At 51.3% G+C, this 8,327-nt stretch carries 9 protein-coding genes; 3 read left to right on the plus strand and 6 right to left on the minus strand.

Annotation, left to right across the window (positions count from 1 at the left end):
- Positions 1 to 5: 5 nt before the first annotated feature.
- From BUC26_RS03335 to BUC26_RS03345, 3 genes are read right to left on the minus strand one after another with little or no spacing between them, the layout of a single operon-like run.
- Positions 6 to 650, minus strand: coding sequence for a 4'-phosphopantetheinyl transferase family protein (locus tag BUC26_RS03335; protein ID WP_073373407.1), 645 nt, complete (start codon positions 648 to 650; stop codon positions 6 to 8).
- A gap of 37 nt (positions 651 to 687) precedes the next feature.
- Positions 688 to 957 (minus strand): hypothetical protein, encoded by a 270-nt coding sequence (locus BUC26_RS23540; RefSeq protein ID WP_073373408.1) that lies wholly within the window; start codon positions 955 to 957, stop codon positions 688 to 690.
- A 28-nt stretch (positions 958 to 985) separates the two neighbouring features.
- Positions 986 to 1,996: an OmpA family protein gene (locus tag BUC26_RS03345; RefSeq protein ID WP_084540414.1), complete on the minus strand. Its 1,011-nt coding sequence runs from the start codon at positions 1,994 to 1,996 to the stop codon at positions 986 to 988.
- A gap of 727 nt (positions 1,997 to 2,723) precedes the next feature.
- Between BUC26_RS03345 and BUC26_RS03350 the strand changes: the two genes are divergently transcribed.
- The 3 genes from BUC26_RS03350 (at position 2,724) to BUC26_RS03360 (ending at position 5,626) form a co-directional block, all read left to right on the plus strand.
- Positions 2,724 to 3,239 carry a TRAP transporter small permease gene (locus BUC26_RS03350; protein WP_084540418.1) on the plus strand — a complete coding sequence of 172 codons (516 nt, stop codon included), beginning with the start codon at positions 2,724 to 2,726 and terminating at the stop codon, positions 3,237 to 3,239.
- Positions 3,236 to 4,534 carry a TRAP transporter large permease gene (locus BUC26_RS03355; RefSeq protein ID WP_073373410.1) on the plus strand — a complete coding sequence of 433 codons (1,299 nt, stop codon included), beginning with the start codon at positions 3,236 to 3,238 and terminating at the stop codon, positions 4,532 to 4,534. Before BUC26_RS03350 ends, BUC26_RS03355 begins: the two co-directional genes overlap by 4 nt.
- A gap of 63 nt (positions 4,535 to 4,597) precedes the next feature.
- Positions 4,598 to 5,626, plus strand: coding sequence for a DctP family TRAP transporter solute-binding subunit (locus BUC26_RS03360; RefSeq protein WP_073373411.1), 1,029 nt, complete (start codon positions 4,598 to 4,600; stop codon positions 5,624 to 5,626).
- A gap of 189 nt (positions 5,627 to 5,815) precedes the next feature.
- Here BUC26_RS03360 and BUC26_RS03365 read toward each other — a convergent pair whose 3' ends face one another.
- From BUC26_RS03365 to BUC26_RS03370, 3 genes are all read right to left on the minus strand, one after another.
- On the minus strand, positions 5,816 to 6,061 hold the full coding sequence (locus BUC26_RS03365; RefSeq protein WP_208609708.1) for a cold-shock protein: 246 nt from the start codon (positions 6,059 to 6,061) through the stop codon (positions 5,816 to 5,818).
- Positions 6,062 to 6,133: 72 nt separating this feature from the next.
- A complete protein-coding gene (locus tag BUC26_RS22875) occupies positions 6,134 to 6,322 on the minus strand; it encodes a DUF3553 domain-containing protein (RefSeq protein ID WP_143165893.1) in 189 nt (62 codons plus the stop codon).
- A 422-nt stretch (positions 6,323 to 6,744) separates the two neighbouring features.
- Positions 6,745 to 7,599, minus strand: coding sequence for a restriction endonuclease (locus tag BUC26_RS03370; RefSeq protein ID WP_073373413.1), 855 nt, complete (start codon positions 7,597 to 7,599; stop codon positions 6,745 to 6,747).
- Positions 7,600 to 8,327: the final 728 nt, after the last annotated feature.

Raw genomic sequence — 8,327 nt, forward strand, 5'->3', positions numbered from 1 at the left:
GATCGTCAGGGGTGCAAGCTTTCTCTTGTCAGCGACTCAAGAAAGATCCCGGAAGGCGGGACGTTCGTTGCGATATGACAGCTCATGTCCCCGCCCCCGATAATCAGTGATCGAAGATGCCAGACCGAGCCGGCCGCAGCAACGACATCCCGGCTGACATCGAGTTGTTCGAACGGCAGGGCCAGACCGAGGCCGCACCCCTTGACAACCGCCTCTTTTCGCGTCCAATAGTCGTAAAACGACCTGAGATCGCCGCTCCCCCCTGTTTCTTCCCGCGCATCTGCCAACTCCGGGACAATGTGCTGGAACTGCTCAACATCGATCGGGCGAATCGCCTCGATATCTATGCCCACCTGACCACGACTGCACACAGCCAAGACCACCGTTTCACCGGAGTGCGAGAGGTTAAAATCAGGGCCGCCGGGGATGAGCGGTCTCCCCCGCTCCGTCTGGCAAATCGTTTGCAGGGTAAACCGCCCGGCACCGCCGTACGGCAAGCTCAATGCTCGGCGAAGGAGCATCCTGCCCAGCAGCGATCTTTGCCGATCCTGCCAGCGCTTCAACCGAAATATCGCCTGCTGCTGGAGAGGCGGCAATTCAGCAAGAAATGCTGCCTCCAGCTCCACGGCCAGCGGTTCGCCGAAGTGCACAAAAGAGATATGGATCTCGTTGCCGTGGCTATCTCTCTTATTCGAAATCGTCAGAGAACCAAAAGACGTGCGATTGTCTTGAACCTGCCCCTCTTTTGCCATTACCGTCTTCTCGCGACAACTCGTCGCCCGCTCTTTGCAGATCGTTGAGCGCCTTTTGTTTTCTGTCGATCTCATCTTCCAGCGATTCGATCACCATGAACTGATGAGGTTTGACGGAATGGGCCGGCAACGCTGCCTCCCGATCAGCCAATTCCGCCTGCAACCGACTGATCTCTTCCCGAAGCTGCTGCACGTTGGCACTCATACTGATTCCTGAAGAGATACGGACTTTTTCAAAGCGACCTCTTATCGGTGTCTTCCACCAATTCCACCCGCCTGTTTAGCGCCCGCCCTTCCTCGCTTTTGTTGCTGGCTACCGGGCAGGCATAGGAAACGCCCACGGGACGCAGGCGGGCGGCCTGAATGCCGTGTTTCCTTACCAGTTCATCGACCACAGTGGTGGCCCTTTTTTCCGACAGCTCGCTGTTGTAGGAAAAAGAACCGGCATTGTCGGTATGACCGACAACAAGCAGACTTAAGTCATCGTTATCGTTGAGCATAATTGCTATTTCAGTGATGGTTGCCACCGATTCAGGTTTAAGATCCGCCTTGTCACTATCAAAATAGATGCCATAAAGCGCGATACTGCCGGCCGTAGCAATCACAGAAGCCATCTCCTTCGCAGTGATTGTAACCATTTTCTGCTCCATCTCCGTGCGCTCGATGATATCGACCTGGAGTAACACCTGCCCCTTCTCGACATCTTTCAAATCGCTTGCCCAGAAACGATTTTCCACCGCATACAACGCGACAAGAAGAGAAGTATCATCATCTCTTTTTTCCATGACGAGATAGCGTTGCGAATCGCTGTTCAGGGTGAGCGCAGGGACATTGGGGGGCCATTTGATCTCTTTATACCCGGCTGCTTCAGCAAAGTAGGAACCGAGATCTTTCGTGCCGCCACCAAATATAACGGTGAATCCGTCTGCCTGCAGATCCTGCTCGTAATTACGGATCACCTCGAGCGGTGAACGACCGAGAGGTACTTTATAGGTCAATCGGGTAACCGCTCCCTCGGCGCTCATTTCTTCTTCGATTTCACTCGAATTACGGGCCTTGCCTAGGGCAATGGTCAGTTCGCTGTACTCTTGGAAATTGTATTTGATAATTTCCGCTCCTTCATAGCGCTTAACAGCCGGATGATCGGCGCTCCCTTCGATATCGGCATGAGCCGACCCGCCCGCAAACGCTGCTGCCATCAAGCACAAGAAGCCAACGATCACCACACGACATTTGTTTCTCATGACGCACCTCTCCTCACGTTTGTTGCTCCCTCATCATCTTGTTGTTGTGTCACTGTCACCCATGCAGGAGCTGCTTTCTATAGGGAGCTTGAAAAATTCGGAATTTCGTTCAAGATCGAGGCGCGCAAAATAATTTTCCCGCATGTATCTACTCGATATTCCGATGATAAAATTTGATTGCGCAACGACGAGATTGAGCGAAATGACAATTTTTCAAGGTTCCCCTATGCTTTACCGGGACACGCGGAACGATGCAACAAATGAAAAAGTACGCCTGATTTTTTGGGAACCTTGAATGACAATCCGTACCCCCGGACTGATCGATTCTGCCACAGACTGCTTCGAGACGGCCACGATGGAAGGTTTGTATCAGATTCAAAGTGGTTACAGACGTGACATCGACAGCCGTCGACCAGCCGATCAAAGCGGAACATGACAGCTGGGGACAGAACAGCTCAACTCGAAGAAGCAGGCATTCACGGAAAATGTTAGACATATCTGTAAGACAAACCTTGTAACAACGAATGGAAGACGATAAAATCTTCTCCTCAGAAAGTCGCTGCGAAATCCGGTCGATGCTTTTCCGAGCCACTCACTTTGGCGTGCCGACACCGGGGTTCGCCAAGGGGTATTGCCTGCAGATTCGCCTTTACCTGTCATTTGTTGCCAGAAACACATCGATTCGCCCATGGAATCGCAGTTCACGTCGAATAAACCGCCGAATCATATGACCGAGGCAACCGCTGACCAGGGTGCCCAGCCGACCGATGAGGAGGAACACGCAACCACCGTCCCGCTGAAGATCGAGGACTGGCTGACGGTCATCGTCATGGCCTCGTTGGCCCTGATCACCTTCGCCAACGTGTTGGTTCGCTATTTCACCAACCGCTCGTTTGCCTGGACCGAGGAGATCTCCATCTTCCTGATGATCGTGCTGGCTTTGGTTGCCGGCTCCGCCGCCGTCGCCCGCAATCGTCACATCCGCATCGAGTATTTTATCGGTAAAGGTTCCCGGAAACGCCAGCGACTTCTCGGCCAACTGGCCGCAGCAATGGTGTTCGTCCTGTTCTTGTTGATCGCCGCTCTCAGTTCCCGCATGGTCTGGGACGACATCCGGTATGGCGAGACCTCGCCCGGCATCGGCGTGCCGCAGTGGTGGTATTCGCTCTGGCTGCCGTTGTTGTCCTTCGCCATCTCCCTTCGTGCACTTGGATTACTGATCCGGCAGGGACGCGAACAATGATCGGTGCCTCCCTGTTCATTGTTTTCATCCTGATGATGTTGGCCGGTGTACCGATCGGCGTATCGATGGGATTGTCCGCCGCCCTGGCGATCGGTCTTGCCAATCCCGACACCCAATGGTTCGGCCTGCTGGCCGTGCCGCAAAACTTTTATGCCGGACTCGGCAAGTATCCGCTGCTGGCCATCCCGATGTTCGTATTGGTCGGCATCATCTTCAACCGCTCCGGCGTGGCGCTTCGGCTCGTGCGCTTTGCCGTCTCGATATTCGGCCAGGGACCGGGAATGCTGCCGCTGGTGGCGATCGCCGTGGCCCTGCTGCTCGGCGGTATTTCAGGCTCCGGCCCGGCCACTGCCGCCGCCGTGGGCAGCGTCATGATCGTGGCCATGACCCGCGCCGGCTATCCGCCGGCCTTTTCGGCCAGCGTTATCGGAGCTGCATCCGCTATCGACATCCTCATTCCTCCGTCGATTGCGCTGATCATTTACTCGGTACTCGTGCCGGGCGCCTCGGTCCCAGCAATGTTTGCCGCCGGAATGGTACCGGGCATTCTGGTCGGTCTGGCGCTGATCATCCCGTCGGTCCTGCTGGCCAGAAAACACCGGATGGGACTCCAGGAGGCCGCCCTGAGCAAACCGCTCTTCTGGCCGAGCCTGCGCGAGGCGTCCTGGGGACTGGCCGCGCCGGTGTTGATCCTCGGCGGTATGCGACTCGGCTGGTTCACCCCGACCGAAGCGGCGGTGGTCGCCGTCTTTTACGGGCTCTTTGTCGGCATGGTCATCCACCGTACCATCGCCGTTCGCGACCTGTTCGGTATCCTGCGTGATGCCGGCGAGCTGTCGGCGGTAATCCTGATCGTCGTCGCGCTCGCCGGGATCTTTGCCTATTCGCTGTCGACGCTCGGCATCATCGACCCGATCACCGAGGCCATCGTCAATTCAGGCCTCGGCCAATACGGGGTCCTATTCCTGCTCATTTTATTGTTGGTTTTTGTCGGGATGTTTCTTGACGGGATCTCGATCTTCTTGATCTTCGTGCCGATTCTGATGCCCATCGCGCTGTTCTACCAGTGGGATCTCGTTTGGTTCGGAGTCCTGCTCACTCTGATGGTGGCTGTCGGCCAATTCACGCCGCCGCTGGCCGTGAATCTGATGGTCTCGTGCCGGATCGCCCAGGTCAGCATGGAGCAAACCGTGCGCTGGGTCAGCTGGCTGCTGTTCTCCGTGCTCTGCGTCTTGCTGTTGGTTATCGTCTTTCCCCAGCTGGTCCTGTGGTTGCCGCAGACACTCGGCTATTGATCAAACAAGTATATCGTTCCTGCAGAAAAGAGCCGTCAACATCAACTGAAAGGAGAAGCAAACATGAAACAAAGATTCACGCTGACCGCGTTCCTGGTCGCAACCTTGCTGCTTAGCGCGGTTGTAGCCTCGGCACAAAACTACAAATCCGAGTACAAGATGTCGCTCGTCTTGAGCACCGCTTTCCCGTGGGGCAAAGGGGGTGAAATCTGGGCCGATCTGGTCCGTGAACGTACCGACGGCCGGATCAACATCAAGCTTTATCCCGGTGTCTCGCTGGTCCAGGGTGACCAGACCCGGGAATTGTCAGCCATTCGTCAAGGCGTCATCGACATGGCCGTCGGTTCTACCATCAACTGGTCTCCGCAGGTCAAACAGCTCAATCTGTTCTCGATGCCCTTTCTGATGCCTGATTTTGCCGCTATCGACGCCCTGACTCAGGGCCCGGTCGGCGAGCAGCTGTTCTCCATTCTCGAAGAGGCCGGGGTCGTGCCGCTGGCCTGGGGGGAAAACGGATTTCGCGAGATTTCCAACTCCAAGCATGCCATCAGTTCGCCCGATGACCTCAAAGGCATGAAGATCCGTGTTGTCGGTTCGCCGCTCTTCCTCGATACCTTCACCGCCCTGGGTGCCAACCCGACCCAGATGAGTTGGTCCGACGCCCAGCCCGCCCTAGCCAGTGGCGCAGTCGATGGTCAAGAAAATCCGCTGGCTATCTTCACTGCGGCCAAACTGCACACGGTCGGCCAGAAACACATCACCATGTGGGGCTATGTAGCCGATCCGCTGATCTTTGTCGTTAACAAGGAAGTCTGGAACTCGTGGACGGAAGAAGACCGGGCCATCGTCAAGCAGGCCGCTATAGACGCCGGCAGGCAGGAAATCGTTATTGCCCGGGCCGGTCTGGTCGAAGGCGACCGGTCGCTGCTTGAAGAAATCGAAGCCAACGATGTGACCATCACCGAGTTGAGTGATGAACAGCGGGCAGCGTTTGTCGCGGCAACCCGCCCGGTATTTGACAAATGGAAGGCTCAGGTCGGCCCGGAACTGGTCGAAATGGCAGAACAAGCCATCGCCGCTCGTAACAACTGATTTCCCACCGATCGACGCGCCAAAGCCGGATCCCGGGGGAATACCGGGGTCCGGCTTTTTCGTCTCGGCCAAGGTTGGCAGCAAACGATGTCTTCGGTTGCTGTCAGTAGCAATCTTTCGGCACTGGATCGATTGGCGACTGAGTTTCCTCAATCATTGACTGCGAGAGAATGTAGGTATTCCTCTTGCTCAGGTCATTACCCCGAAACGGAACTCCTTTTTCTTACCCTTCACATCGCCTGCCGACTTGTGCCTGCTCACCAGCTTTACCTTTTTCGCAACAAGACCTTTTTCCCCCGGGTGGCATTCGAACTCTACGATTGCGCCAACCTTGAGGAACTGACAGTCAACGAGGTCTCTCTTGCTGACCAGTATGTCCGGGCCGCCTCTGTTGTCGAGGAAACCGGTGTTCTTGTCACGAAACCATTTTTTCACTGATGTTTGCAAAACTCCCCCAAATAGTTAGATGGTTGTCTCTTTGTTTTCGGGAAAAACAACCCCGAACGCTTATTGTTTAGCCTTGACTTTAACAAGATATTTCGAACCCTTTGCTATCGAAACCTCGGGAAAACCGGCAAAAAGGACACGAATCGTTCCGCAGCTGTTGACGTCGGTAATTTTTCCGATACCCCACTCAGCTTTTTTGTTATGCCGAACAGCTTCACCCTTACACAATAGCGTTGTCTGTGTTGTCATTCCTGTCTCTCCGATAGTTGTATTTGATTCTGCACCAAACCAATTGAGACTATATGCACGGAGATGGGAAAAAGATGTACGAAGAGTGAAAGTAAATGCCTGGCAGCCGATAAATCTACTTTACGCCCTTAAATCGTCCCGCGCTTTCTGGAGACTTTCACACTCGACTATTCTCGAAAGAGCGCCCTTAGATGGATGTTCCCAATAACAGCAGAAAACCCTCTGTAAGCATTGAAAGCAGAGGGTCTGATCTATTCCAACGGCCTATCGTCGGCTCGCGATTTCGCTGGTGGGCGAGGCGGGATTCGAACCCGCGGCCTTTGGCTTCGGAGGGGAACATAATATCCACGGAGAATGCATGCAAGAGAAATAGTGAAATACCGACATAATAAAAGGAAGTGTTTGGGAAGTGCCAGCAATTGTCACTCATATTGCTCGAAGAATGCTTCATCTATATCATATACCTTCCTTGGTATTAAACCGAGTTCCAAATCTTCAAACAGCTTCACCAGATCTTCTCCATCTACTAGCTCAATAGGCGGAACTCCATCTCTTCTAGCTTCACTTTTAGACGATACCGTAAATGATCCGGTCGTAATGAGAATTCCTTTATCGGCCCTGCCAGACATAGCGCCTCTAAAATCACGGACCTGTGAAGCAGTTACACTTCCAGAATATTTCTTACATTGGAATAATACATTAAAGCTAACGAATGGGTTAACTTGGAGTATGCCAATACCATCTATACCACCATCACCAGATCTTCCAGTTACTTTTACTTGATCAAAACCAGATTCCCTCAACAACCTTTGACATAATCTTTCAAACCCATCCGGGGAAAGCGATTTTAGCTTTTGTAGTAAGACATTACGACACGTTAGTTTCTCATCATCACCTAGAGTTGTTATATTCTTTTTATCACATTTCTTTTGCTTATTTTTATCTGAGAAACTTTTTACAGCTTTTTTATAGAGACTTCGGAAATCGTACTTTGATGGGTCAATATTCAACCCGATATCAGTAAGAGTCCACACACCTCTTTGAGAATCACCAATAACGTTAGCTTCTTTTAAATACGCTCGAGCAAATTGGACTTGGTTCCGAACACGTGTACCTCCACTTGGCAACTCAATTTTTTGCTCTTCTTCCGATATATCCAATAGCTCTATGGCTCTATCCGTAATCTCTGCAGAGGTGCCCGACCCGCCCTTCTCTTTTAAAGCAATAACAATTGGACCGAAAAATCTTAAAAATTCTGGACCGTCATTTTTTTTCATTTCACTCCCCAAGAAGATCGCATCAACAATTTAGCAAAAAAAACTACAATCAATATTTTATCTATCACTACCTCTAACACCATTAAGTATCCTAATTTCGGTGAAATTTATATTCCTTCCCCTGTTAGTGCTTTCGCTAAGACAGATCGAAATATTTGCAATAATTCCTTAAGTGATCACCGTATTATTAATATATGAAATTCATAGGAATATCTGATTGACCAGCGAAATAATAAATGCAGTTGAGAATGTTGGGAGAAAAATTACGACCAAAGTACAAAAAATAAATTCAAATACGCTCAAGTTATTACCAATAACCATGAAATTATTTTGCTTATCCCAGACCAATCCCTCGCCTCTCATTAGCTTTGTATAAGAAACCACATATAAAATCAGGTTCAAACCCGGCACTCCAAAAAAGCATCCATCCTTGCACACACTAAAAGATCTTTTCCAATATCTTTCAGAATTCTTCTCTGCAAAATTAAAATCAATTATTTTAAGACCAAACAACTTTTTGAATGGTGTCGTTCCAAAATACATCAACATCATCGACTCTAGAGGAATAAAAACCAAGTAGGATATGATAGTCCAACCGAAAATCATTTGTTCACCATTATATAATATATTTACCCAGTAGTGTCCGGTTAAGAGCCAAACGACTCGGTGTAACATCTTGTATTAATATAGCATTCACGGCAAAATGACCATAATCGACTTGAAATCTG

It is taken from the genome of Desulfofustis glycolicus DSM 9705, from assembly GCF_900130015.1.
Lineage (GTDB): Bacteria > Desulfobacterota > Desulfobulbia > Desulfobulbales > Desulfocapsaceae > Desulfofustis > Desulfofustis glycolicus.